Annotated in this window: 26 protein-coding genes; 14 read left to right on the forward strand and 12 right to left on the reverse strand. The window is 40.3% G+C overall.

Annotation, left to right across the window (positions count from 1 at the left end; genetic code table 11):
• Positions 1–166 precede the first annotated feature (166 nt).
• From asd to truA, 5 genes are all read left to right on the forward strand, one after another.
• A complete protein-coding gene (asd, locus tag I593_RS14210; RefSeq protein WP_016168280.1) occupies positions 167–1285 on the forward strand; it encodes an aspartate-semialdehyde dehydrogenase in 1119 nt (372 codons plus the stop codon).
• A 141-nt stretch (positions 1286–1426) separates the two neighbouring features.
• Complete coding sequence (locus tag I593_RS14215; RefSeq protein WP_016168281.1) at positions 1427–2872, forward strand: FimV/HubP-related protein; 1446 nt, start codon at positions 1427–1429, stop codon at positions 2870–2872.
• 67 nt (positions 2873–2939) lie between these two features.
• Positions 2940–4253, forward strand: a complete 1314-nt coding sequence (locus I593_RS14220; RefSeq protein WP_016168282.1) for a hypothetical protein — start codon at positions 2940–2942, stop codon at positions 4251–4253.
• Between the two features lie 46 nt (positions 4254–4299).
• On the forward strand, positions 4300–5271 hold the full coding sequence (locus I593_RS14225; RefSeq protein WP_016168283.1) for an asparaginase domain-containing protein: 972 nt from the start codon (positions 4300–4302) through the stop codon (positions 5269–5271).
• Positions 5272–5289: 18 nt separating this feature from the next.
• Entirely contained in the window at positions 5290–6087 is a 798-nt protein-coding gene (truA, locus tag I593_RS14230; RefSeq protein ID WP_016168284.1) for a tRNA pseudouridine(38-40) synthase TruA, read from the forward strand.
• A gap of 53 nt (positions 6088–6140) precedes the next feature.
• On the opposite strand, the gene I593_RS14235 is transcribed toward truA, so the two are convergent.
• Positions 6141–7148 (reverse strand): AraC family transcriptional regulator, encoded by a 1008-nt coding sequence (locus I593_RS14235; RefSeq protein WP_016168285.1) that lies wholly within the window; start codon positions 7146–7148, stop codon positions 6141–6143.
• A 229-nt stretch (positions 7149–7377) separates the two neighbouring features.
• On the opposite strand from I593_RS14235, the gene infA reads away from it, so the two are divergent.
• A complete protein-coding gene (gene infA, locus I593_RS14240; RefSeq protein WP_001284370.1) occupies positions 7378–7599 on the forward strand; it encodes a translation initiation factor IF-1 in 222 nt (73 codons plus the stop codon).
• Positions 7600–7665: 66 nt separating this feature from the next.
• Here the strand turns inward: infA and I593_RS14245 are convergent, their stop codons facing one another.
• The 5 genes from I593_RS14245 to leuC form a co-directional block, all read right to left on the reverse strand.
• Positions 7666–8037: a lysozyme inhibitor LprI family protein gene (locus tag I593_RS14245; RefSeq protein ID WP_016168286.1), complete on the reverse strand. Its 372-nt coding sequence runs from the start codon at positions 8035–8037 to the stop codon at positions 7666–7668.
• 305 nt (positions 8038–8342) lie between these two features.
• Positions 8343–9422 carry a 3-isopropylmalate dehydrogenase gene (gene leuB / locus I593_RS14250; RefSeq protein WP_016168287.1) on the reverse strand — a complete coding sequence of 360 codons (1080 nt, stop codon included), beginning with the start codon at positions 9420–9422 and terminating at the stop codon, positions 8343–8345.
• A gap of 42 nt (positions 9423–9464) precedes the next feature.
• The gene (locus I593_RS14255) at positions 9465–10028 is read right to left on the reverse strand and encodes a hypothetical protein (protein WP_016168288.1); all 564 of its coding nucleotides are present in this window, start codon (positions 10026–10028) and stop codon (positions 9465–9467) included.
• Positions 10029–10129: 101 nt separating this feature from the next.
• Positions 10130–10780: a 3-isopropylmalate dehydratase small subunit gene (gene leuD / locus I593_RS14260; protein ID WP_016168289.1), complete on the reverse strand. Its 651-nt coding sequence runs from the start codon at positions 10778–10780 to the stop codon at positions 10130–10132.
• Between the two features lie 21 nt (positions 10781–10801).
• On the reverse strand, positions 10802–12220 hold the full coding sequence (gene leuC, locus I593_RS14265; RefSeq protein ID WP_016168290.1) for a 3-isopropylmalate dehydratase large subunit: 1419 nt from the start codon (positions 12218–12220) through the stop codon (positions 10802–10804).
• A 227-nt stretch (positions 12221–12447) separates the two neighbouring features.
• Between leuC and I593_RS14270 the strand changes: the two genes are divergently transcribed.
• Complete coding sequence (locus tag I593_RS14270; RefSeq protein ID WP_016168291.1) at positions 12448–12690, forward strand: DUF2061 domain-containing protein; 243 nt, start codon at positions 12448–12450, stop codon at positions 12688–12690.
• A gap of 123 nt (positions 12691–12813) precedes the next feature.
• On the forward strand, positions 12814–13671 hold the full coding sequence (locus I593_RS14275) for a LysR family transcriptional regulator (RefSeq protein ID WP_016168292.1): 858 nt from the start codon (positions 12814–12816) through the stop codon (positions 13669–13671).
• A gap of 59 nt (positions 13672–13730) precedes the next feature.
• On the opposite strand, the gene I593_RS14280 is transcribed toward I593_RS14275, so the two are convergent.
• From I593_RS14280 to I593_RS14290, 3 genes are all read right to left on the reverse strand, one after another.
• Complete coding sequence (locus tag I593_RS14280) at positions 13731–14231, reverse strand: DUF2628 domain-containing protein (RefSeq protein WP_016168293.1); 501 nt, start codon at positions 14229–14231, stop codon at positions 13731–13733.
• Positions 14232–14294: 63 nt separating this feature from the next.
• Positions 14295–14549: a DUF2789 domain-containing protein gene (locus tag I593_RS14285; RefSeq protein WP_016168294.1), complete on the reverse strand. Its 255-nt coding sequence runs from the start codon at positions 14547–14549 to the stop codon at positions 14295–14297.
• A 151-nt stretch (positions 14550–14700) separates the two neighbouring features.
• The gene (locus I593_RS14290; protein ID WP_016168295.1) at positions 14701–15354 is read right to left on the reverse strand and encodes an HAD family hydrolase; all 654 of its coding nucleotides are present in this window, start codon (positions 15352–15354) and stop codon (positions 14701–14703) included.
• Between the two features lie 182 nt (positions 15355–15536).
• Here I593_RS14290 and I593_RS14295 point away from each other — a divergent pair, with 182 nt between their 5' ends.
• A complete protein-coding gene (locus I593_RS14295) occupies positions 15537–16019 on the forward strand; it encodes an RNA pyrophosphohydrolase (protein WP_016168296.1) in 483 nt (160 codons plus the stop codon).
• A gap of 83 nt (positions 16020–16102) precedes the next feature.
• On the forward strand, positions 16103–18400 hold the full coding sequence (ptsP, locus tag I593_RS14300) for a phosphoenolpyruvate--protein phosphotransferase (RefSeq protein WP_016168297.1): 2298 nt from the start codon (positions 16103–16105) through the stop codon (positions 18398–18400).
• Here the strand turns inward: ptsP and I593_RS14305 are convergent.
• On the reverse strand, positions 18397–18597 hold the full coding sequence (locus I593_RS14305) for a DUF7230 family protein (RefSeq protein ID WP_016168298.1): 201 nt from the start codon (positions 18595–18597) through the stop codon (positions 18397–18399). The two genes, ptsP and I593_RS14305, sit on opposite strands and share 4 nt — an antisense overlap.
• Positions 18598–18847: 250 nt before the next feature.
• Here I593_RS14305 and I593_RS14310 point away from each other — a divergent pair, with 250 nt between their 5' ends.
• Both I593_RS14310 and I593_RS14315 read left to right on the forward strand, forming a co-directional pair.
• Positions 18848–19288 carry a MarR family winged helix-turn-helix transcriptional regulator gene (locus tag I593_RS14310; RefSeq protein ID WP_016168299.1) on the forward strand — a complete coding sequence of 147 codons (441 nt, stop codon included), beginning with the start codon at positions 18848–18850 and terminating at the stop codon, positions 19286–19288.
• Positions 19289–19660: 372 nt separating this feature from the next.
• On the forward strand, positions 19661–20647 hold the full coding sequence (locus tag I593_RS14315; protein ID WP_026440900.1) for an MDR family NADP-dependent oxidoreductase: 987 nt from the start codon (positions 19661–19663) through the stop codon (positions 20645–20647).
• Positions 20648–20972: 325 nt separating this feature from the next.
• Here I593_RS14315 and I593_RS14320 read toward each other — a convergent pair whose 3' ends face one another.
• Positions 20973–22625 carry an acyl-CoA dehydrogenase family protein gene (locus I593_RS14320; RefSeq protein WP_016168301.1) on the reverse strand — a complete coding sequence of 551 codons (1653 nt, stop codon included), beginning with the start codon at positions 22623–22625 and terminating at the stop codon, positions 20973–20975.
• Positions 22626–22704: 79 nt separating this feature from the next.
• Between I593_RS14320 and I593_RS14325 the strand changes: the two genes are divergently transcribed.
• Positions 22705–23307: a TetR/AcrR family transcriptional regulator gene (locus I593_RS14325; protein ID WP_016168302.1), complete on the forward strand. Its 603-nt coding sequence runs from the start codon at positions 22705–22707 to the stop codon at positions 23305–23307.
• A gap of 301 nt (positions 23308–23608) precedes the next feature.
• On the forward strand, positions 23609–24217 hold the full coding sequence (locus tag I593_RS14330) for a LysE family translocator (protein ID WP_035309968.1): 609 nt from the start codon (positions 23609–23611) through the stop codon (positions 24215–24217).
• On the opposite strand, the gene I593_RS14335 is transcribed toward I593_RS14330, so the two are convergent.
• A complete protein-coding gene (locus I593_RS14335; RefSeq protein WP_016168304.1) occupies positions 24167–25090 on the reverse strand; it encodes a LysR family transcriptional regulator in 924 nt (307 codons plus the stop codon). The genes I593_RS14330 and I593_RS14335 overlap by 51 nt on opposite strands.
• Positions 25091–25188: the final 98 nt, after the last annotated feature.

Here is a 25188-nt window from a genome sequence, read left to right on the forward strand (position 1 = left end):
GTTTGGTAAACTAAGTCTGGACAAACTTTATCAATTTTGTATGTATCATAAACAAGTTATTTCGTTCAATTATAGTGATGTTTTACTTATGTAGTGCTTGCAGTTGTGGTCGCTTTTGATACACTCAAACCCCTTTTAAATTTTTAACGCACCGAGGCAAAATGACATGAAAGTAGGTCTGGTCGGTTGGCGCGGGATGGTTGGTTCCGTCCTTATGCAACGTATGGTTGAAGAGAATGACTTTGCTCACTTTGAGCCATTCTATTTTTCTACCAGTAATGCAGGTGGTGAAGCCCCTGCATTTGGTGGTAAGACTGCCCCAGCACTTATGGATGCATCAGACATTAATAGTCTGAAGCAAATGGATGTCATTATTACCTGTCAAGGTGGTGACTATACCTCTGAAGTCTTTCCAAAATTAAAAGCTGAAGGCTGGAAAGGCTATTGGATTGACGCTGCATCGACCTTGCGTATGGAAGATGAAGCCATCATCGTGCTTGATCCTGTCAACATGAACGTGATTAAAGATGGTTTAGTGAATGGCACTAAAACATTTGTTGGCGGGAACTGCACTGTTTCGCTCATGCTCATGGGCTTAGGCGGCTTATTCCAAAATAACCTTGTGGAATGGGCAACCTCGATGACTTATCAAGCTGCTTCAGGTGCTGGCGCGCAAAATATGCGTGAACTCATCACAGGTATGGGCTACTTGTATAACAATACCAAAGATTTACTAGATGACCCACGCTCTCCAATTTTAGATATCGACTCTAAAATTGCTGAATTACAACGTGGTGAAGGTTTCCCTTCTGCAAACTTTGGCGTACCGTTAGCAGGTTCTCTCATTCCGTATATCGATAAACAGCTTGAAAGTGGTCAATCGAAAGAAGAATGGAAAGGCCAAGTTGAAACCAACAAAATCTTAGGCAATCAGCAGATTGTTCCGATTGATGGTCACTGCGTCCGTATTGGTGCAATGCGTTGTCACTCACAGGCACTTACGTTGAAATTGAAAAAAGACGTACCGCTGGATGAGATTGAAGATATGTTACGTAGCGCGAACCAATGGGCGAAAGTCGTTCCAAATACGCGTGAAGCATCAATGACTGATCTGACTCCTGTTGCAGTAACAGGCACACTTAGTGTTCCTGTAGGCCGTTTACGTAAACTGAATATGGGTAAAGAGTACCTTGGTGCATTCACTGTCGGTGACCAATTGCTTTGGGGTGCTGCTGAACCACTGCGTCGTATGCTCCGTATTCTAATTGACTTTAAAAATGCATAAACATTTTTAAATTTTCAAACAAAAGCCGATCAATTACGATCGGCTTTTTATGTAACTCGAATGTTATCCATTTACAATTCCTCAACATCTCGGTAATGTATAATTCTCTCGTTGCAATATATGACCAGAGTCAAAACTAAGATGACTGTATATAACAAATTAAAAATTGCTATTCTTGCCATTATTGCATCGCAAAACCTTCATGCAATTAGTATTGATCCATTGCAAATCCAGTCTGCGCCTGGGGAATTGCTGTACGCAGAAATTCCGTTTCATCATGCAAAAACCGATGAGCCTGTTCAAGTCAGTCTAGCTACACCAGAAGATATCAATACCTTAGGTGTTGTTCATCAACCTCCAGGGCATCTTAATTTCTTTTCTCGACAAAGCAGTTCAGGTGAAGGCGTTATTACGATTACTTCATCGCGTCCATTGACCGAATCTGAACTGAATATCGTGGTACGTATTCAAGAAGGCAGTGCAGTACATTTACGTCATATTCGCACGCCCATTCAGCGTACAGCTGCGCCAAAACCAATGTTTAGTGCCAAAGCCAACGAAAAAGTGCTCAGCCCGATCATGATCGTGAGTGAAAAGGATATTGCACTCAACTTGCCTACCAGCACTCAATTTAAGCCAGCTGAAGCAGCTCAACTAAATCCAGTGTCCGATTCGGCTGATTCGCTTAAACTTAAAACGATACAACCGCCAAAATTGGCAGCGGTAACGGAGTCAAATGAAGCCCCTATTGTCGTTTCTAGTGTCAATACAGCAAGTGCACCAGTACAAAAAGCCAAGGGAATTGAGCAAACTAAAACTGAATCGACGGCTCCAGCGAAAACGATTGTAAAAAATGCCGTAAATGCAACAGCAAAACAGTCATCTGACCCTCAAGTTCAGCAGTATCAGAACCGTGTAAAAGAGGATAAAAGTGCTGTTACAACGGCTAAAGCAGCAACTCCGTCAACACCAAAGTTACCTGCTGAGCCTAAACCCCAAGCCATCAAACCGACTCCCGCGGCAACAATAGCTGAGGTGAAAAGAGCTCAACCAAATCAACATATCGTACAAAATAATGAATCACTTTGGGCAATTGCACAACGGGTTGCTTCTGAGCAAAATCGACCAATTGGCGAAGTAATGCAGCAAATTAAAACTCAAAATTCACACGCCTTTATTCAAGGTGATATCAATCGATTACGTCGTGGAGTCACTTTAAATTTACAAACCAATACTAGCAATAAATCCCAACAAAAAATTGTGGCTCCACCCAACACAATGACAAAACAATCTGGAAAAGCAAAATATCGTCTGAATCAAGCAGAAATGAGTTTGGTGGCAGAAAAGCATCCTGATACAACCAATGGAACGGCGAAGCAGAAAGCTGAGAATGAGCAAATATCAAATGAATTGTCATTAAAAGTTATGACATCTCGGGAAAAAACCGTTAAATTACAGAGAAACGTAACTCAGCTGGAATTGGCTCTACGTCAAAAGGACAAAAGACTTCAATTATTAAATGCTCGTCTTGCACAATTGCAACAACAGTTGAAAGCACAACAAGCACAGAAAAAGCCAAACAGCTAAATTGTTATATAATTTTGATATTAGAATCAATGAATTAAACATACATTTGATTCATAAGGGGTAAAACATGCTGATTTATGTGATTCCGTTTATACTTTTGTTAGTCGTGGCAATTGTTTTAAAAAAACGCGAAGCTAGTAAAGAAGCCGATACGGCACCAAAAAAGACGGCAACGGCTCGCAATAAAGCCAAAACTCCTGTAAATAAACGGAAAGCCCCTCAAAAAGCTCAAGTGGTAGAAGACCCTGTTATTGAAAAGAAACAGGAAACTCCACTCAGTGAAGAATTACGTAGCCAAATTCAAGGGCAAATTCGTGATCGTAATTTCTTTGCAGCAGAAGCTCAAATTAATCAGGCACTGAATAAAGATAATTCACAACACGAACTTTATTTATTGTTATTGGATATTCATCTTGAACAAAAAGATGAATTTGCGATTAGCCAACTCTTCAACCATCTTCGTTCACTTGAACTTGAAGAAACGCTAGCACAAGCAGAACAGAAAAAAGCTGAATACGAAAAAGAGCATCTTTCATCGGTAGATACAATCGACTTTCAGCCACAAACGCTTTCAAACTATGCTGAACCAAGCACTGCAACACAAAACGCATCAGATTTTGATGCACTCATTGAAAATAAAGTCACAACATCAAATTCTTTTGATTTGTTGCAGGCAGAAACACCTAGCGCCTCTCCTGTTGAAGAAAAGCCGTTAGAGTTTAAGTCTTTCAATGTAAGCCCTGAAATCATTGAACCTACCGTAGAAGCGACGCCAGAATCAGATGCTCCTTCTCTGAAATTTGATGATTTAGTTGAGCTGAAACCCCAAGTTGAAGAACCTGCTCAAGTTCAAGATAAAAATGAACTACCCGTTACTGAGCTTAAAGATTTAGAGTTTTCTTTTAATCTCGATCCAGCCCCAACAACCGAAGCAGTTGTTGAAACTGTTACGGCACCGATAGCAGAGAAATCTGAAGATCAACCAGAATTCAAATTTTCTTTTGATCTTGAACAACCGAATGCCGATAAATCAACATCACAGATCGAGGTTCAATCTGAAGCACCAGCAATTTCCTTTGATTTAGAATCACCAAAGACTGATCTTGCAACAGCACATTCAATTCCTCAAGACATTACCGAAACAACTGAATTTACGACTCCTGCTTTACAAACAGATGCTCATCTACAAGACCCACTGGTTCAGTCTTTCCCTGAACTCGGCCAAATCAGTGAAACCACGCTAGATCTCGATTTAGCCGAGCGATATATCCAATTTGGTTCTTATGAGGCTGCCCGCCAACTCTTGGCTGCAAATTCGGATAAATTTTCGACGGAACAACAACATCGCGCAGAACAGTTACTGAATCAAATAGCATCTTAAAGCATTTCCCTCTACTATAAAGCAGTCATACTTGACTGCTTTTTTTATGATGAAAAAAATTGCTTTGATTTATATGGGCGGCACCTTTGGCTGTGTAGGTGAACCCCTTAGCCCGATGCCTGCAACAGAATTTCTGCCTCAACTTGAGAAAGTTTTACCACTGGATCTTGCCATTGAATGCATGGTTGCACCTGTCATTAAAGACAGTAGTGCCTGTACACCTGCTGATTGGTTGCAATTGGTTCAATTTATACAACAACTGCAATTACAACAATTTCAGCATTTTGTCATTATTCATGGTACGGACACTCTCAGCTATGCCAGTGCGATTCTCTCCAGATTTTTAGGTCAATCTGCACATGTCGTACTCACAGGTAGTCAATACCCTTTACTCAATGTTGAGGGCAGCGACACACGTGAATTTACTGATGCTATCGACAACCTGAATTTCGCACTGCACGCAGTTCATACTCAACCTGTTGGCGTGTATCTTGCCTTCCATCAACAACTGTTACATGGACGCAGTGTGTTAAAGCAACACACCACAGAATTAGATGCCTTTGCAGGTTTGAATAGCCAACACGAACTGCCTCAACCGAGTTCGGCGTATTTAGTCAAAGCTGAAGATCTAATCAAAGCAGATCAGTTCAATTGTCTAAATTTAATGATGCAGCCAATTGCTCTAGATCAGCAATTACTGAATCTACAAACTATCGCGCAGCATCCTCCTCAGTTTCTTATTTTGCAAGGGTTTGGTACGGGAAATCTGGCGGTCAATGCTGCATGTATAGCACTCTTTCAACAGCTTCGCCAGCAAGGGTGTATGGTGTTACTTACCACTCAGGTCAGCTTTGGCAAAACCGACCAACGCTATGCGATTAGCAGTTGGATTCAGGAAGCAGGCGTAATGGTGAGTGATTGTATCAGCCATGCTGATTTATATGCCAAAGCACTGTTGATGTATCTGAAGCATGATTCCATTGATCAATGCTTTAGCCACTGGCATGACTCGGTTTAATCAAAGGTAAATAGATCTATGCAACGCTTTGCCATTGGCATCGAATTTTCAGGCGCAGCTTATCGTGGTTGGCAAACCCAACAAGCAGGTGTGATTAGCGTGCAAGAAACGCTTGAAACTATCCTGAGTAAAATTGCAGCCGAACCGATTATCCTGCATGGTGCAGGTCGTACCGATGCAGGTGTACATGCGACCAATATGGTGGCGCATTTCGATACGCATGCCATCAGACCGCTACGTGGCTGGCTCATGGGTGCCAATAGTCAACTGCCTAAAGATATTGCCATCCAGTGGATTAAGGAAATGGATCATGAGTTTCATGCCCGTTTCAAGGCTCAAGCACGTCGTTATCGCTATGTGGTCTATAACCATCCACAACGCCCAGCTTTACTGCACAAACAAGTGACTCATGCTCACTACACACTCGATGTAGACAAAATGATTGCGGCTGCAAAAAAGTTTGAAGGTACGCATAATTTTGAGAGTTTTCGTGCTGCGGCTTGTCAGTCCAATCAACCTGTACGCCATGTGAGTCATTGTCGCTTAATTCGACATGGTGCTTATTTGGTGCTTGATATTCAAGCAGATGGCTTCTTACACCATATGGTGCGTAACATTATGGGCTGTTTGCTGGAAATTGGACAAGGTATGTATGACATTGACCATATTGACCAAATTTTTGTGGCACAAGATCGTAAAGCGGCAGGCGTAACAGCCCCACCCGATGGTTTATATTTTATTCATGCCGACTATCCAGCGCAGTTCGATTTACCCAAAGTACCTTTAGGTCCGCATTGGTTAAACATGCCAGATTAATGTAACACGCATAATAAAAAAACCTCCATATGGGAGGTTTTTTAACTTTTAGATTAACGTTGTTTACGCTTGCGATATTCAACAGGCGTTTCATTGGTCCAACGCTTAAATGCACGATAAAACGTGCTCGGCTCTGAAAAACCTGTTAAATAGACAATCCGTTCTACACTCTCACTGGTATTTGCCAACAGTTTCTTGGCCAAGCGACATCGATAATCAGAAAGAATCTGCTGAAAACTGGTATTCGCTTCGCTCAGTTGAGTGCGTAAACGACGTGGCGTAATATTTAAATGTGCTGCAACCGTTTCTAAAGTCGTTTCACCGCTTTCTAAGGTTGAACCAATCGCACGGCGCACTTCACCCACCAAGTCATAGCGTGCTAGCTCTTGTAGTTTTTCAATTGCCAGTTGCTCATGCAATTGCAATAACTCAGGCTCAGCTTGCCACAACGGATAATCCAAAATCGCTGGATCAAAATACAGTCGCGTTTCTTTTTGACCCAAGCTCACAGGGCATTCAAAGACACGGAAATATTCGTCATCTGACGCACCTTGAGAAAAGTTAAAGTCGATATACAATGGCTGAAAACGCCCTTCTGTAATAAACTTAAAGAAGCGTAGGATCCCCGACATGGCACATTCAGAGAAATGACGATTAATTAAATTTTCTGCCCACGGTTGCTCACCATTGGTCAAATAACAACGATCATCTTCAACAATCAAACGGGCATGAAAGGCATCGCTAATTAAACGCTGATAAGCCAGAGCACGCTTAAGTCCTTCACCAAAATTTTCACTGCTAATAAATAAATGCTCAATCACCTGCCCACGATATAAAGGCAAATGCTCACCCAAATGCAAACCGATATCAGGGTCCTTACTGACATCTTCGGCTGCTGTCCAAAAAGCAAACTGTGCATTTAATGGGGTACGATCATTGGCCTGAACTTGATTTAAGGCCACCCCTGCTTTTGTTAAAATTTCTTCGGTTGGTAATCCTGAACGACGAATCGCCTGATAGCCCAATCGTAGTACAACCGATGCATCCGTTAGCTGACCCACGCAATGACCTTCCTTGTATGTGATTCATTTATACCTAAAACAATAAATTTAGATTAACTGCGATTGACCAAACTGACAACATCTATAGTCAAATTTTTCAGGAATTTTTTGAAACCATCAGTTCGCTTAATTTACTGCCAGCTAACTCACTCTCAAGGGTTTGATTCTTGATTTTTTCTAAAAAATTGACTATAATTTGCCCCTTTCCAATTTGATCATCAGGTAGGCTATGGCCAATAAAGAGGAACTCATTGAGTTCGAAGGCGTTGTCACCGAAACGCTTCCTAATACGATGTTCCGTGTACGTTTAGAAAACGGTCACGAAGTGATTGCCCACATTTCTGGTAAAATGCGTAAACACTATATCCGCATTTTAACTGGCGACAGTGTGAAGGTAGAAATGACCCCTTACGACCTCACGAAAGGTCGTATCACTTATCGTGCACGCTAAGCTCTGATTAGTGAAAGCAAAAAAAGCCACATTATGTGGCTTTTTTTATATCGTCATTTTTTGCGCTTAGTCACCTAAACGTGAGGTTTTACAACCTACCGTTTGGCATTCACGTAAACGCTCCTGTAACCAATGGTTACGATCCTGTGTAGTAGTTAAACGACACTGCACATTCACAGTACTTTGTACATCATCAGTGCATTCCGCATCGCGTTGACGTATCCACGCCAATTGCGACTTTTTCAATATTTTCTGTTGTGCTGTATTGAGTTGTTTACGTAATTGCTGATAGTTCTTATTCAAATCGGCATCTGCACTGGCATAAATTTTATTGGTGCAGTAGATATCGTCATAGGTATTACGGGCATTATCACAGTTATCTGCATAGCTAAAGGTTGCGATAGTCGCGCAGAGCAGCGTCAATATGATCTTGTGCATGAAATTATCCAAATCGCTTATTATTTTTCCTATCTAAGCATATTTTGCTGAACTTGAACATTGCTCATAGACAGACTGATTTGTATCTTTTTCATCCATTCACTGCACCGCTCTAGACAGAAATTTACTTTTGACCTTGCATCAAGAATAATCACGACGATCTATCATCCCTCCTTCTCAGCGAATAAGCTTGTAATACCTTTAGTCTACAAACATGAGCTGATTTACTGGTTCTCCTATTGATTAATATTCTTTGCTCATAAAAAAACGCAGCGATGGCTGCGTTTTTTTACATGATAGGGAGATTATGCGAGTGCAGCAACTACCGCTTGTCCCATTTCAACTGTACCTACCTTATTCATGCCGTCTGACATAATGTCAGCAGTACGTAAACCCTGATCCAAAACTTGCCCTACTGCGTCTTCAATGGCTTGTGCAGCAGCTTCTTCACGGAAAGTATAGCGCAACATCATGGCAACCGACAAAATAGTTGCCAATGGGTTCGCGACGTTCTGACCAGCGATATCTGGTGCTGAACCATGACATGGCTCATACATACCCTTACCATTTTCATCTAAAGAGGCTGATGGCAACATACCGATTGAACCAGTTAACATTGCCGCTTCATCTGAAAGGATATCACCGAACAAGTTGCCCGTTACAATCACATCAAACTGCTTAGGCGCACGTACCAACTGCATGGCTGCATTGTCGACATACATGTGTGACAAATTAATCTCAGGGTATTGCTCTTCTTTTAATGCAGTAACGGTTTGCTTCCAAAGTTCAGTCACTTCAAGTACGTTGGCTTTATCCACTGAACAAACTTTACCACCACGTAAACCTGCCAATTCAAAAGCAACTTTAGCAATACGCTTAATTTCTGACTCTGAATATACATCAGTGTTAAAGCCTTGCTTCTCACCATTTTCGAGTTCACGAATACCACGTGGCTGACCAAAATAGATACCACCCGTTAATTCACGCACGATTAAGATATCTAAGCCTGCCACAATTTCAGGTTTTAAGCTCGATGCATCTGCCAATTGTGGGTAAAGAATCGCAGGACGTAAATTTGCAAATAAATTCAATTCACTACGGATTTTTAATAAACCGCGTTCTGGACGTATTGAGCGCTCAATTGTGTCCCATTTTGGACCGCCCACAGCACCCAACAGAATTGCATCGGCTTTTTTTGCTTGCTCCGCAGTTACCGCTGGGTACGGTTCACCATGTGCATCAATTGCTGCACCACCCAATAGGCCATGTTCCCATGTGAGACCTAAATTAAATTTTTCATTGACCCGATCGAGTACATGCTCCGCGGCCTTGACAATTTCAGGACCAATACCATCACCCGCCAAAATCAAAATTTGTTTAGACATGAGAACTTCCATTATTTCATCAGTACTAGGACTGTTTAGAGATTAAATTTTTTGCTCTACAAACTCACCTAACCCTGTTTGCGGGTCATAGGGTCTGCAAAAGCGACGAATTGTTTTTTGTTCTTGCTGCAAATCGACACACAACGGATCTGGAGCAGAAGCATTTAATAAACTGACATGTTGCCGAGTTCGATCGCGATACATTTTAAAGGTATAAGTTTGTTTGGCTTTAAAGGCATGAATTACATGTAAAGTTTCTGCCCGATCGGGTGAAATCGGATAAAATCGAATCACCAACTCTTGTTGTTTCGCAGGTGCAGATAAATACAAAGCATTCGGCTGATTCAAGGTTTTTGCCTGCAAACGCACTAGACCTTTATTAATTGCCTCAGGATTGACCCTATGGGTTCGCTCATCGACAATAAAAATATTGCCTAAACGCTCGAATTCACAATTGTGTGTTCCAGAACAATAAATCAAAGCATTTGATGATGGGCTTTCGGTATATTCCACTTGCTTAATACGTGCACTATCCACCCACTGACATGCACTCAGTGCGCTGCACAACAATCCCGCAACGACACATTGACCGAAAACTTTCGTCATTTTGCTAGCCCAACCTTGCGTAATAAAGCATTTATCATGTTGATGATGCCCCTGATGTTAGCAAGAGTTGGGCGGTGTTGTCATGACTAAATATGCAACCTTTAGCCTTGAATTTCTTGAAAAACCCAAGGGCGTGATTGTTTAGTTTTTGCTTCATAAGCACGGATGTCCTCTTGTGCTTGTAAAGTTAAACCAATGTCATCCAAACCATTCAATAAGCAATGCTTACGGAAGGGATCAACTTCAAATTTGAACGCTTCACCGCTTGGTGTACGAACTTCTTGTGCATCTAAATCAATTGTGAGCTGATAGCCTTCAGTCGCAAAACATTCTTTAAATAACTGATCCACAATCTCTTCAGAGAGAATCACAGGTAACATGCCATTTTTAAAGCTGTTATTAAAGAAAATGTCAGCATAACTTGGTGCGATCACGGTACGGAAACCATATTCTTCCAATGCCCAAGGTGCATGCTCACGGCTAGAACCACAACCAAAATTGGCACGTGAAATGAGTACAGAAGCGCCTTGATAACGTGGCTGATTTAAGATGAAATCTGGGTTTTTCGGACGTTTTGAATTGTCTTGTCCCGGATAACCTTCATCTAAATAGCGTAATTCATCAAATAAATTATCACCAAAACCTGTGCGTTTAATTGATTTTAAAAACTGCTTTGGAATAATTAAATCTGTATCGACATTGGCACGGTCTAATGGTGCAACAATACCTTGTTCAACGGTATAAGCTTTCATGTTTTGCTCCCCTTAGTCCAATTAGAATGTACGAACATCAACAAAATGACCTGCAATTGCCGCAGCGGCTGCCATTGCTGGACTCACCAAATGCGTGCGCCCACCATTACCCTGACGACCTTCAAAGTTTCGGTTTGAAGTCGAAGCACAATGTTCACCCGGCTGTAATTTATCTGCATTCATCGCCAAGCACATTGAGCAGCCCGGTTCACGCCATTCAAAACCTGCGTCCAAGAAAACTTGATCTAAACCTTCTTCTTCAGCTTGTTTTTTGACTAAACCAGAACCAGGAACTACCATCGCTTGTTTAATACTAGCAGCAACTTTACGACCTTTTACCACTTCTGCCGCTGCACGAATGTCTTCAATCCGTGAATTGGTGCATGAACCAATAAATACACGATCCAATTGAATATCAGATAATGCTTGACCCGCTTCTAAGCCCATATAGTTATAAGCGCGTGTCCAGTCATTGCGCTGTACGTCATCTTTCGCTTGTGCCAAAGTTGGTACCGCTTGTGATACTGGAATCACCATTTCTGGAGAAGTTCCCCAAGACACTTGTGGCTCAATCTCTTCGCCTTGTAATACCACGACGGTATCAAATTCAGCATCGGCATCAGAATGTAAAGTATTCCAATACTCAACCGCAGCATCCCACTGTTCCGCTTTTGGTGCATAAGGGCGGTCTTTTACATAAGCAATGGTTTTGTCATCAACAGCAACCATACCTACACGTGCACCCGCCTCAATCGCCATGTTACACACGGTCATACGGCCTTCAATCGACATGTCACGGAACACCTGACCGCCAAATTCAATCGCGTGACCTGTACCACCCGCTGTGCCAATTTTACCAATGATCGCTAACACCACATCTTTGGGTGTAACACCTTGGCCTAAAGTACCATCCACGCGAACCAACATGTTCTTCATTTTCTTTTGAACCAAGCATTGGGTTGCCAATACATGTTCAACTTCTGAAGTGCCAATCCCATGCGCCAAACAGCCAAAAGCACCATGTGTTGCGGTATGTGAATCTCCACATACCACGGTCATGCCCGGCAAAGTTAAACCTTGTTCGGGTCCAACGACATGTGCAATCCCTTGACGGATATCATTAATTTTAAATTCAACAATATTGAAGGCTTCACAGTTGTCATCCAAGGTTTGCACTTGAATACGTGAAGTGTCATCTTCAATCCCTGCAATACCTTGCTCACGCTCTTTCTTTGAGGTCGGTACATTATGATCAGGAGTCGCGACATTCGCACTTAAACGCCAAGGTTGACGTCCAGCAAGTTGTAAACCTTCAAAGGCTTGCGGTGAAGTTACTTCATGCAATAAATGACGGTCGATATAAAGTAAGCACGAACCATCATCACGTTGTTTTACTAAGTGGTCATCCCACAATTTGTCATATAAGGTTTTGCCTGCCATGTCGACGCGCTCCATAGAACTGGGTAATTGCTTTACTTTAGGTGATTATAACGCTGAAATAATATAAATCTAATTTATCATTTTTATAAATTTAAAAACTTTTTGGAATAATTCAAATACCGACTCACCATCTAATTATTCGATTAATTTAAAAAATATATTCGTTTTTACAGATTTAATGAAAATCATTATTCTTTGCATATACAGCGCAGCTCAAGGACTATCTCATGGCACATCTTTATCATTTTATTCAACACAACCAACGCACTTTAAAGAAAACCCTTAGTTATTACATTATGCATATCAGTGTCGCGATGTTGGTCGGATACTTTGTGACTGGTAGCCTGATCATGGCCATCACTTTAAGTTTACTCGAACCAACGGTTCAAGCATTTGCCTTTTTCTTCCACGAAAAAGTCTGGGATAAAAGTGACGACCAAAGCACACTAGTTCCAAAAAATTCAGTCTAATTTACATGAACTTGAGCACGCTTCCCTCTTTGCACTCGGACTACGGGTGCTTTTTTTATTTGATAAATTCTAAAAGTTTCTAAATAATAGATTACATATAAAAAAACTTTATGGATTATTTCTATGAATCTGGCTGCCTTTGAAGCATTTGTAAAAGTCATGGAAACAGGTTCAATTTCTTTGGCAGCAGACCAACTGTTCATTACCCAACCTGCGGTCACCAAACGTATTCATAGTTTAGAAGATTATTTTGGGGTGAAATTATTTGAATCGGCAGGACGTGGCGTTCAAGCGACCCATGCCGCACACTCTTTATTACCAAAAGTTAAAAACTGGCTAAATGAACTCGGCGATATTCACCATACCCTGAGCCATGAACAAGGCCAGGTACAAGGTAAACTCAAGATTGGCACCAGTCACCATATTGGTCTACATCATCTCCCACATCATTTACGCAATTATGTACAACAATTTCCACAAGTCACCTTAGACGTTCATTTTGTCGATTCTGAACAAGCACATGAACAAGTCCTTGCAGGTGATTTAGAACTGGCTTTTCTGACACTACCTCCGCAAGGTGATGATCGACTCAATTATGTCACCATTTGGAATGATCCTCTGGTGTTTGTTGCAGCCCCCTTTCACCCTTTGGCTCAAAAGAAAAACCTGAAATTGGAAGATTTGATTGCCTATCCGAGTCTTTTGCCCTCTGCCCAAACGTATACCAGCCAAATAACCTTGGCTGAATTTGAAAAACAGGGGTTAAAGCCCAAAATTACAATGAGCAATAACCCGCTAGAATCTATTCGAATGTTGGTTTCAATTGGTCTGGGGTGGTCTGTCTTACCACAAACCTTGCTCAATCAAGATTTACAGCAACTCGATATTCGTTTTGAAATGAATCGTCAATTGGGTATGGTTTGGCACCCTGGGCGGACACAGTCAAAAGCAGTGTTAGAACTAATTGAAATGATGAAATAAAATTCCAAAATAATAAAAAGCCATCTTTAAAGATGGCTTTTTATTATTTTAACCCAGTCTTAAGATGCAAAGATTTGAAGCGCAATCAGCCCCAGTACCATCAAAAACAGAATTAAACCAGCAATGAAATTGGTTCCACCACGGTTTTCTAATTCGGTGCTGATGTCAGCGTTGCCTAACTGTCGTATCTTGGCAATCTGTTTATCCACATAATACTTATACAAAGTATTTCCAAACATACCGAATGCCACACTTAAGCCAATCGTTGAACCAGAACCTTCAATCCCCAAGAGTGTTTCGATCACCCCAATCACAAGAATCAAAGCGATTGCCATAAAGCCATAGCTATACATTTTTCGGTAAAATAACCAAATCACCCCTAAGAAAAAGGCCGCAATATTAAAACCTGCATACTGTTTCTTTGGGGTGATTTTTTCAAATTGTTTTTGATAATAAGATTGATATTTCGCACCAACAAACATGGCTCGATCTTGCTCAAGTTGATAGATTGAATTCTCTAAAGATGCCGAGGGTAAAACAAATTGTTGATCTAAAGACATATATTTCTTCTTAATGTATTCATTTATTGTGTGGCGCAAAAAACTTTCATCGCCACAGCTTAATTATATCTTATTTTTTATCACCGACTCTTCATGCAAAGATTCATTCAACTGATCCACGACAATCGCCCATTCGCCATCAGACTGAATTTTTTCTTCTAAAAATTGACGTTGCGCTTCGCTCCAATAATCTGCCTGTACAATATGTGTCTGTGCGTTTAGTTGATGGGTCACTATAAATAACGCTATTGCGTCTTCACTCGCATCTAAACCGAGTTGTTCAAATAAATGTGTCATTCTTGGTCGAACTTGATTCATGCTCATGTCCTTTAATTTTCTTATTTTCAAAATTAGCATAGCAACTTTAACAGCTTAAAACTGTTAAATATCTTTAATATTGATACAAAAAAAGCAGAGGCAGATTTCAGTCACCCCCTGCTGTTTAGCATTAATGTCTGATGATAATAATTTAGACAATCGACCAGTCTTGAATATCCCAACCCTGTTCTTTCGCCAAGACTTCTAAGCGATCATCTGGATTGACGGCAATGGCGTGGTCTGCATATTCCAATAAAAAACGGTCATTGATGGAGTCTGAATAAGCCCAAGACTCACTCACCTCACGACCTGCCAACCATAAATCTAGACGCGCCAATTTGCCTTTTTGGTAGCAAGGAATATTAATCACTTTACCTGTGTACTTCCCATCAACCACTTCTGCATTGGTGGCAATAATTTCAGTAATACCAAATTCACGAAAAATCGGTGCAGTAATAAAATCTGAAGTGGCGGTAATTCCGACCAAGGCATGGCCTGCTTCACGATGCTTTTCAATAGCAGCGAAACCCTCAGGGCGCATTTGAGGGCGAATCACTTTCTGCATGAACAATTCATGTAATTCGGTCAAATACGGGTTGTCATGCTGGGTCAAAAATTCAAATACAAATTCATTATAGGCAATCGGGTCTAATTGCCCTGCCTTATAGTCTTCATAAAATTTGTCGTTCATTTGACGATGGCGGATGGGGTCGACCAGTCCTTCATTGACTAAAAACTCTCCCCAAGAATGATCTGAATCGGTATTCAGTAAGGTGTGATCGAGATCAAATAGCGCCAATTTCATGAAAATACTCGTAAAAACTGAAATTTAAGAAAAAAATTGTAAATCTATCTCCGCTAGTCGATAGAAATTCGTTAAGATCATAGCAATTTTAACATTTTAGCTTTGTTTTAGTTCGAGTTGGATAAAGAAATAACACTCCCCGAACGCGAAGCCACAATATTACACAAAATTTAGGTAGCCAAATGATCGACTCTGAAGGTTTCCGACCCAATGTCGGGATCATTTTGGCAAACGACTTTGGACAGGTTTTATGGGCAAAACGCATTGGACACAATGCTTGGCAATTTCCACAAGGAGGTATCCAATATGGAGAAACCCCTGAACAGGCACTTTATCGTGAGCTGAGAGAAGAAGTTGGCTTACTGCCCGAACACGTCGAAATCATAGCGCAAACAAAAGGGTGGTTGCGCTATCGTTTGCCACATCGGTATATACGTGCGGATTCAGACCCCGTGTGTATAGGTCAAAAACAAAAGTGGTTTTTACTCAAGTTAACCGCTTCGGTACAGCATATTCAATTGAATTTGTCCGATCCACCTGAGTTCGACCAATGGCAATGGGTTAGCTATTGGTATCCTTTAGGACAGGTGGTGAATTTCAAGCGAGATGTTTATCGTAAAGCTATGGTGGAATTGTGCAATCAATTACCCATTAAAAAACCTTAAAAAAATTGTATAAATATGCAGATTTTTTAAGACACTATTGCTATAAATAAAACTAATTTACACTTTTTTTGGGAGCAGACTCTATGTCGAACATGCAACTGGATACCCTTAGACGTATTGTTCAAGAAATCAATGCGTCCACCAGTATGCATGAATCACTCGACATTATGGTCAATCAGGTCGCTGAAGCGATGCATGTAGATGTCTGCTCGATCTACCTTTTAGATGAACGTAACCAACGTTACCTACTCATGGCCTCTAAAGGTCTAAACCCAGAATCTGTTGGACATGTCTCCTTACATACAGGTGAAGGTTTGGTGGGTCTGGTGGGACAACGTGAAGAAATCGTCAACTTAGATGATGCACCCAAGCATGAACGCTTTATGTACCTGCCAGAAACAGGGGAGGAAATTTATAATTCTTTCCTTGGTGTACCTGTCATGTACCGCCGCAAGGTGATGGGTGTCTTGGTGGTCCAAAATAAAGATAAACAAGATTTTAGTGAAGCCGCTGAATCCTTTCTTGTCACACTCTGTGCACAGCTTTCAGGCGTAATCGCACACGCACATGCTGTTGGCAATATTGATGTCTTCCGTAAACCAAGCAACCTGCCTGCTTATAAAACCTTCCAAGGGGTGTCTGGCTCAGGCGGAATTGCCTTAGGTCGTGCTGTCATTTTATATCCTCCTGCCGATTTATCGGCAGTACCTGACCGTGAAGCAGATGACATCAGCGAAGAATTGGCTTTACTAGATAGCGCACTCAAATCTGTTCGAGAAGAAATTCAATCGCTAGATGATAAAATGCAAGATGCCTTAATGGCAGAAGAACGTGCATTGTTTAGCGTATTCTTGCGCATGTTGGACGAAAATGCCCTTCCTGCTGAAATTAAATCAGAAATTCGTGACGGTAATTGGGCACAAGGTGCCGTCCGTATTGTCATTGAAAACCATATTGCGCTATTTGCACAAATGGAAGATGACTATTTACGTGAACGCGTGGCAGACCTGAAAGATTTAGGTCGACGTATTTTGGCATTTTTACAAGAAGCTGATTCTAGCCACCGTGAACTGACAGATGAAAGCATCTTAATTGGTGAAGAAATCTCGACTGCTGCTTTGGTTGAATTGCCTGTCGACAAAATTGCAGCCATCGTGACCAGCGAAGGGGCGATGAATTCACACATGGTTATTGTGGCACGTGCGCTGGGAATTCCAACCGTAGTTGGGGTGACTGAACTACCAATTAATACCCTTGATGATGCTGAGATGATCGTCGATGCACATCAGGGTCGTGTATTTATTAATCCGCCACGTCGTTTACGTACCCGCTATAAAGAAATTCAAAAAGAAGAAGAGCAAATTGCCAAAGATCTCAAACAATATGAGACCAAAGATGCGATGACGCCTGATGGTATTGCTGTACCTCTTTATGTGAATACAGGTCTGATGATTGATGTAGTGCGTGGTGTACAACGTGGTGCCAAAGGCGTAGGTTTATATCGCTCTGAAATTCCGTTTATGCTCCGTGACCGCTTCCCTGGGGAAGAGGAACAACGTGCCATCTACCGTCAGCAGCTCAGCCACTTTGCCAACAAACCTGTGGTGATGCGTACCCTCGATATTGGTGCGGATAAAGATTTACCTTACTTCTCGATTGAAGAAGAAAACTCTGCTTTGGGCTGGCGAGGTATCCGTTTTACCTTAGATCATCCCGAAATTTTTTCTTCACAAATTCGTGCCATGCTCAAAGCCAGCATTGGGCTAAATAATCTGCATATTTTATTGCCGATGGTGACCAGTGTCAGTGAGGTTGAGGAAGCCCTATACTTACTCGATCGTGACTGGCAAGCGGTGCAAGAAGAAGAACAGGTTAAAATCAATAAACCGAAAATCGGTATTATGGTCGAAGTCCCAAGTGTGCTTTTGCAAATTGAAGAGTTTGCGGAATTAGTGGATTTCTTTTCGGTGGGTTCGAATGACTTAACCCAATATTTATTGGCGGTTGACCGTAATAATCCTCGTGTTGCCAATGTCTACTCGCACTTTCATCCTTCGATTTTAAGAGCTTTGACGCGTTTGGTTCAAGAGTGCCATAAATACGATAAGCCTATCAGTATTTGTGGTGAAATGGCTGGCGATCCGCTGTCTGCCGTCCTGCTCATGGCAATGGGCTTTAATACGCTATCGATGAGTTCAAGTAACATCTTACGTGTCCGCAAAGCGATTTGTCATGTTCCGATGTCGGATGCTCAAGAACAACTCGATCGTGTTTTAAAAATGAGTAATCCACTCATGGTGAAAAGCTGGATGGAATATTATTTCAAAACTCACGGTTTAGCCGATATGGTGAAATCGAGTACCCGTATTGTAGGTGCCTAATACACCAATCCTGCCGTAAAGAGTGGCAATAAAAAAGGGCGATAATCTTCAGAATATCGCCCTTGCTTATGTTTGCTATAACCTCGTTTTGCATTTTTCTTTCGATCTACAAAAACGTGGCTTTTGTTGACTTCATGCATGTGTTTTGCCACAAAGTTATGTATGACAAGTTCTGCTTGTCGTTTCTGTTTGGCCATTTTTTCACCTTTTGAATACAGACTTTCAATTTTCCTGCATTTATAGCAGGAAAAGATCATACGCTTTTCTGACTATTTTACAAGCGGATTTAGGTGAGAATAGACGCCTTTCCTAGCGTTCCACACCCATAACCTCAATAGAAATAATCTCATTAAAATTTCGCCTAAGCATCTGAATGTGCAGATAGCTATGTCGGCCATGCTGGCTTAAAGTTATAATAGAAATCATTTCATAGATTGGTATCGCCAAATGTCAAATCAAGAGGAGTTATTAAAGCTCGATAATCAACTTTGTTTTGCTTTATATTCAACTCATCTTGCGCTGAATCAGTACTATCGAAAATTATTACAACCTCATGGCATCACCTACCCACAATATTTGGTGATGCTGATTTTATGGGAGCAAGATCAACTGACTGTTTCAGAAATTGGACAGCGGATTTTTTTAGAATCTTCTACCCTTACCCCTTTATTAAAACGGCTAGAAAGTTTGGGTTTTATTGAACGTAAACGCTCGGTTGAAGATGAACGACGTGTCCTAATTTATCTAACAGCTGAAGGACGTGCTTTAAAACAAGCCGTCATGCCTATTCCTGAACAGATTCTGGCAGCCATTCAATGTGCACCCGACCAAGTGAGTCAGTTACGTGATGAACTCAACCACTTACGTGCTCAATTGAAAGAACAATAATACAGAAAATGGATCAAATTCAGATTGAAATACAATCGCTGTACATTTTAAAATCAATCTAGCACATACGTTTATCTACACCCTCTGACAAACTTTTCGGCTTTAAAAATACTGAAAATTCGTCAATCTATTCATCAACCCTGTCGTTGGGTCATTCAGCTTGGATACCACCTTAATCACCCAACGTTCTAAGGAAAAAACAGACAGGATAAAGGCCTCATCCAATCAATAAAAAGAATGAGCGTTAAAGCTATTTAATCCTTTAAGCAGGTATCAACAAGAACAATAGATTAACAATCTTTTTTATCCAATGCTTTGGCTTAATCCGTGCAATATCAATCTGAAGAAAGCAACTGTAAAAGGATGATAATGATGAGGAATCAAGCATTTAGGTTGTTCAAATATCCACAAGGAAAACTGAGTATGGATATATTTGATATGGTTCCCTTGTCTTTGCCAAATTTAACTGTGGGTGAGTTTTTGGTTAGGCAGACGCATATCTGCTTAGACCCTGTCATGCCTTATTGGTTACAACAAAGACATTACAATTCATTTACCTCTACGCAATATAGCGAAAGTCTTCAATCTTATGGCGTAGGTGAGGTCATTGAGTCCTTAAATCCTCAATTTCCTGTAGGAGCTCAGGTGGTGGGAATTACAGGCTGGCATGAATATGTTTTGGGCCATTCTGAAATGTATATTGTCGATTCTAGCCTACCTGCTGAAGCCATCCTTGCTCTCTTCTATTTTACTGGGCTTACGGCCTATATTGGGTTAATCAAGCTTGCTCAACCGAAAGCAGGAGAAACGCTCTTGATTGCCAATGCAGCAAGCACATTAGGCGCATTACTCGGTCAACTCGCAAAAGCCAAAGGGCTGAGAGTTATTGGCTGTTCAGACTCCAATAAGAAATGCCAGCACTTGGTGAATCAATTGGGCTTTGATGCAGCCATTCATGTGAATAACTCACATTCTGCAACGCAATTAAGCAGTGCAACCCCAAACGGTATAGACATCTTTTTTGATAACAAAGATGAACCGCTGCAAAAGCTGGTTTATCCGCAGATGAATCCTTTCGGGCGTGTCATCGTATTAGATAAGCAATTAACACATCATCAAATTTCTCACCCTGCACTCTCTTGCAAGCAAATTCAGCATCGCTACCTAAGCATACACGGCACCATGCTAAGTCCTTATTTAGAGTTTATGAATGAATCAAATCGAGTGATGGCAGAATATTTAACGCAAGGGAAAATTACGTATCAGGTGCATCTGATTGAAGGCTTTAGCCATTTACCCGAAGCATTAATTCAATACTTCAATGAAGAGGCAATGAGTACCTTGATTGTGAAGTTTTAGCTCTACAAGAATTTAATTTACTTCAGATTTAATAGGCTTAGTTGCTTAAAAAGATGGTGATATAGCAAATAAAAAAAGCCCAACATCCTGTCGGGCTTTTTCCATATTCGTTGCTCGGTATAACTTCCTGTTGCACCAAAACGATCCTTGCTTTAGAACATTTCAATCCGTGAATGTTCTGGAACATCCTGTTCCTGAATGAAATGCATGATAGGTGATTTCAAAAAGGTTGCCTATACGCAAAATCCTTCATTGTTTGTACGCTATGGCTTACATTTTTGCTTAAAAAATAAACCAAATAACAATTATGCCCAATTCCAACTTTTTAAAGAGCCAACACGCGCTCCAAAATTCTATTAACATCAGATGGTTGTATTTCAAGCATCCCCACCACACGCCCATGAAATGCCTGATAACGAGATTGAATAAATGCTTCTGCAATAAATGCTGGGGCATACTGTTGCAATAAACTGGCTTGTGCCAAGATGACCAATCGACTAACCAAACTACGAGCCATAAATTGCAGTTGTTCAGGCGTTTGCTGGAATAACTGTAGCAATTGTTGCAGTTCTGTTTTTAATAATGGCTGCTGATGGCTTGCATCCGCGAAAGACTGCAACAACACCTGCATGGATTCTGGTTCACGTTGAATCGCCCGCAATACATCTAAACACATGACATTGCCTGAACCTTCCCAAATGGTATTTACAGGCGCTTCTTTAAAAATTCGCGCCATAATTCCTGCATCGACGTAACCATTGCCACCAAAAACCTCCATCATTTCACCAGAGAGTTCCACCGCACGTTTGCAAATCCAGAACTTGGCAGCAGGTGTCATTATTCTTTTCCATGCCACCGATAAAGCATTATCCTGTTCATAACAATGTGCCAAATGGAAACTGAGTTGTACTGCGGCTTCTGTTTCCAAAGCTACATCGACTAAAACGGCTTGCATCAACGGTTGTTCAGACAAATGTTTTCCAAAAGCCTTACGCTGTCGGGTATAAGCAAGGCATTGCACCAAAGCTTGTCGCAACATAGCACTACTGCCTACCGAACAAGTGAGTCGGGTGTAATTTGCCATTTCAATAATGGTGGGAATACCACGCCCCACCTCACCAACCATAATGCCCCACGCCTCTTTAAACTCAACCTCAGAACTAGAATTACTACGGTTCCCAACTTTGTTTTTTAAACGCTGTACCTGTATGGCATTTTTACTGCCATCTTCTAGCCAACGCGGTACAAAGAAACATGCCAAACCATCTTGTTCAGTTTGTGCCACCACCAAATGAGCATCACACATCGGTGCAGAGAAAAACCATTTATGACCAGTCAGCAAATAAGCATGTCCTCGTCCCGCGATAGCAACAGGTTTTGCTAGGGTTTGATTGGCTCGTACATCTGAACCACCCTGCTTTTCAGTCATGCCCATACCCAGCCAAATTGATTTTTTCTGACTAATTGGTACATCACACTCATCGTATTCGGTTGATAATAACTGAGTGCCAATTTTTTCCCACAGTTCAGGCTCACGTTGCAGTAATGGAATACTGCCGAGCGTCATCGCGGTAGGACACAAGCTGCCACATTCGACTTGTCCACTCAGATAAAAACGTGCCGCCCAATCCACCCATGCCGCTTTAGGTTGCTGGACTAAAAATGGATGAGCATGTAGTGCATAGTTGCGATTTAATGCCATCCATCGATGCCATGCGGGATGAAACTCAATAAAGTCTTTACGACGTCCACGTGCGTCAAAGGCATGTAAAATGGGGGGATGCTGATTAGCTTGATCGGCATATTGATAATATTCTGCCGAGCCAGCGACTTGTCCCAACTCTGCCAAAGCGGCCTGATCCTGACTGCCATACCGAGTCAATATTTCTTGTAGAACCTGATCGGTGCTAAATAGGTTATAGTCCTGTTTTTCATCAAATTGGTTGCTGATTTGATGGGTCGTCCATGTATTGATCATTTCAACTTTGCTCTTGTTCTAGTTCGCTTTTCATTTCAGTATAGAGAAAAATTCATCTTGATATGTTCAGCTTTGTGCCATGAAAAATCCTGAAGTCCAAGTGCGCCGTAGACCGCGCCAATCCAGAGCCAAGCTCACGCAAGAAGCTTTGCAAGAAAGTTTTGTTCGGCTTTTACATGAGCATCATGCGCATGAAATCACCATTCGTGAAATTACGGATATGGCTGGTGTTGGTTTAGGCACCTTTTATGAGTACTTTTCCAAGAAAGAAGATTTGATTGCATTGACTATTCATCAACATGTGAAAGGTAATGCAGAACAACTAAAAAGTTATGCACAAAGTCTGATGGAGTTATCCACAAAATTAAGTTTTACAGACTATTTACAGCAGATTATCCACTTTCAGCTTGAACAGATTCAGGCTCGGCAGTTTCTTTGGGCACAGGCTTTTTTGCTCGAACGGCAGATTTCGAACATTGAAAGTTATCGTAAAAGTTATGCCATGATGGTGCAGATGTGGTACAGCATCCTTCAGCCTTATATTGAGGATGAAGCTCAACTCAAGGGCATCAGTTTAAATGTGCAACGAGTGTGTTATGGCTTTGTGTCGCAGAGCTTGTTGGTCGAGCCAGAGTTTGTGGAGTGGGATCAACTCGAAAAGGATATTCGCCAAAGTTTGTAGAAGCTTAATTTTTAATAAAAAAATTTTATACGCGAAGTAACCATCTTCGATTGGCAAAATAAAACTGTACTACTTTCAAAAAATTCGACTTGTTTCAAATTCGGATTTCTGTGTATTATTTAACAATAAATTAAAAACTAAATATTTGATATTTAAATAAAAATAAATTTAACTTTACATCATATCTATGATATTAAATAGTGGAAATTTCTAAAACTGTTTTTGATAAAAACAGGCTAATTCTATATGTTTTATGATAGTAACCTTGAGCTACATAGATATTTATAAATTGATCGTAAAAATGTCATTAGCAATAATTTTAAGCATGTTCGTGTTCTCTCTAAGTATGTCTATTTCACCTGGTCCTGTGAATATAACAATACTGTCAACGAGTTTAAATCATGGTTTTATTAAAACATTTCCTTTTATATCAGGAGCAACTATTGGATTCGTATTGCTTTTAATATCCGTAGGATTCGGATTTTCTAAAATTATAAATACTTATCCTATCATCTTTAGTTTATTAGAGTTTTTAGGCGCTTTTTTTATTATTTATATAGGCTATAAAATACTATCATCTAAACCAGAAATTGAAGTCAATCATAATAGCTCTATACCCAATTTCATCGATGGATTCTTATTGCAGTGGTTAAATCCTAAAGCATGGATTGCATGTGCTTCAGGTACTGCTTTATTTTCAGCACAGAATACTAACACTCCGCTTATAGTATTTATCTGTATTTACTTTCTAATTTGTTATTTATCTTTAGCTATATGGGGAGCTTTAGGTGAAAAACTATCTATTGCATTGAGTAATAGTAAGCGTATTTTATTGTTCAACAGATTGATGGGCTTTTCTTTAATCTTCATTTCTATATATATGATATTTAATATTTTCACTGTTAAATGAGCTATAAATTTTATTAATTAACGAATAGGCAATACTATTGATGGGTAAATTGGCTGGCCAAATTGCATATACGTTTAAAGGTTGTAGTTCCCATTGAGGTAAAACTTTTACAATATCCCCCTTAACAATGTCATTTTGAATTAAATAATCAGGAGGAGCAGCCAAACCAGCATCAAGTTTTGCTAGCTGATAAGAAGCTTCCACATTATTTACACAAATATTTGGATTATATGAAATTTTTATTTCTTCACCATTCTCGTTGTTTTTCAATATTCTTGAATGTGGGCGCATACTTAGACCAATCCATTTCATTGCTTCTAAGTCATATGGTATTTTCGGTTCACCGTAGATCTTAAGAAAGTTTTTAGTTGCAACAATACTTCTTGGTAAATCAAATAAATACTTAGCTTTTAGAGAGCTATCCAAAGGCTCTCCTATTCTAAAAGCTACATCTATATTTTCAAAAACAATGTCATTTTTTTCATCATCACAAGTAATATTTAAAATTAAATCAGGAAAATCCTTTATAAAATCAGTAATATGATTCATAAATTCCCCATGAATAAAAATAGCAGGAATTGAGATGTTTAATTTTTTATTTCCGATGATTGAGCTTTTTCTTAAATCGTTAATACCTTGCTCATAAGTTTCTAATATAAATTTAGCGGTTTCTAAAAGCTTTTCTCCATCATGAGTGAGAGTTATTTTTCTAGTATTCCTATAGAATAAAGCACACCCCAAATTTTTTTCTAATTTTGTAAGGTGTTGACTAGCGGTTGCACTAGATAAGCCTATCGCTTTAGCTCCTTTGCTAATAGAGCCTATTTCAGCAATTTTTGCAAAAACTATTAAATATCTAATATCTTCAATCATTTCATACCATATATTAAATAAAATCTAAAATTAACATAATACACCGTCTAAGAAAGGTAATTCATAACGTAGATATTCAAATATCTTAAGGTGTAAAA

Origin of the sequence: Acinetobacter tandoii DSM 14970 = CIP 107469, from assembly GCF_000400735.1 — a bacterium.
Classification (GTDB): domain Bacteria; phylum Pseudomonadota; class Gammaproteobacteria; order Pseudomonadales; family Moraxellaceae; genus Acinetobacter; species Acinetobacter tandoii.

Coding starts and splice junctions, on each gene's coding strand:
- asd (WP_016168280.1), top strand. CDS start 167: ATGAAAGTAGGTCTGGTCGGTTGGCGCGGGATGGTTGGTTCCGTCCTT.
- I593_RS14215 (WP_016168281.1), top strand. CDS start 1,427: ATGACTGTATATAACAAATTAAAAATTGCTATTCTTGCCATTATTGCA.
- I593_RS14220 (WP_016168282.1), top strand. CDS start 2,940: ATGCTGATTTATGTGATTCCGTTTATACTTTTGTTAGTCGTGGCAATT.
- I593_RS14225 (WP_016168283.1), top strand. CDS start 4,300: ATGATGAAAAAAATTGCTTTGATTTATATGGGCGGCACCTTTGGCTGT.
- truA (WP_016168284.1), top strand. CDS start 5,290: ATGCAACGCTTTGCCATTGGCATCGAATTTTCAGGCGCAGCTTATCGT.
- infA (WP_001284370.1), top strand. CDS start 7,378: ATGGCCAATAAAGAGGAACTCATTGAGTTCGAAGGCGTTGTCACCGAA.
- I593_RS14245 (WP_016168286.1), bottom strand. CDS start 8,037: ATGCACAAGATCATATTGACGCTGCTCTGCGCGACTATCGCAACCTTT.
- leuB (WP_016168287.1), bottom strand. CDS start 9,422: ATGTCTAAACAAATTTTGATTTTGGCGGGTGATGGTATTGGTCCTGAA.
- I593_RS14255 (WP_016168288.1), bottom strand. CDS start 10,028: ATGACGAAAGTTTTCGGTCAATGTGTCGTTGCGGGATTGTTGTGCAGC.
- leuD (WP_016168289.1), bottom strand. CDS start 10,780: ATGAAAGCTTATACCGTTGAACAAGGTATTGTTGCACCATTAGACCGT.
- leuC (WP_016168290.1), bottom strand. CDS start 12,220: ATGGCAGGCAAAACCTTATATGACAAATTGTGGGATGACCACTTAGTA.
- I593_RS14270 (WP_016168291.1), top strand. CDS start 12,448: ATGGCACATCTTTATCATTTTATTCAACACAACCAACGCACTTTAAAG.
- I593_RS14275 (WP_016168292.1), top strand. CDS start 12,814: ATGAATCTGGCTGCCTTTGAAGCATTTGTAAAAGTCATGGAAACAGGT.
- I593_RS14280 (WP_016168293.1), bottom strand. CDS start 14,231: ATGTCTTTAGATCAACAATTTGTTTTACCCTCGGCATCTTTAGAGAAT.
- I593_RS14285 (WP_016168294.1), bottom strand. CDS start 14,549: ATGAATCAAGTTCGACCAAGAATGACACATTTATTTGAACAACTCGGT.
- I593_RS14290 (WP_016168295.1), bottom strand. CDS start 15,354: ATGAAATTGGCGCTATTTGATCTCGATCACACCTTACTGAATACCGAT.
- I593_RS14295 (WP_016168296.1), top strand. CDS start 15,537: ATGATCGACTCTGAAGGTTTCCGACCCAATGTCGGGATCATTTTGGCA.
- ptsP (WP_016168297.1), top strand. CDS start 16,103: ATGTCGAACATGCAACTGGATACCCTTAGACGTATTGTTCAAGAAATC.
- I593_RS14305 (WP_016168298.1), bottom strand. CDS start 18,597: ATGGCCAAACAGAAACGACAAGCAGAACTTGTCATACATAACTTTGTG.
- I593_RS14310 (WP_016168299.1), top strand. CDS start 18,848: ATGTCAAATCAAGAGGAGTTATTAAAGCTCGATAATCAACTTTGTTTT.
- I593_RS14315 (WP_026440900.1), top strand. CDS start 19,661: ATGAGGAATCAAGCATTTAGGTTGTTCAAATATCCACAAGGAAAACTG.
- I593_RS14320 (WP_016168301.1), bottom strand. CDS start 22,625: ATGATCAATACATGGACGACCCATCAAATCAGCAACCAATTTGATGAA.
- I593_RS14325 (WP_016168302.1), top strand. CDS start 22,705: ATGAAAAATCCTGAAGTCCAAGTGCGCCGTAGACCGCGCCAATCCAGA.
- I593_RS14330 (WP_035309968.1), top strand. CDS start 23,609: ATGTCATTAGCAATAATTTTAAGCATGTTCGTGTTCTCTCTAAGTATG.
- I593_RS14335 (WP_016168304.1), bottom strand. CDS start 25,090: ATGATTGAAGATATTAGATATTTAATAGTTTTTGCAAAAATTGCTGAA.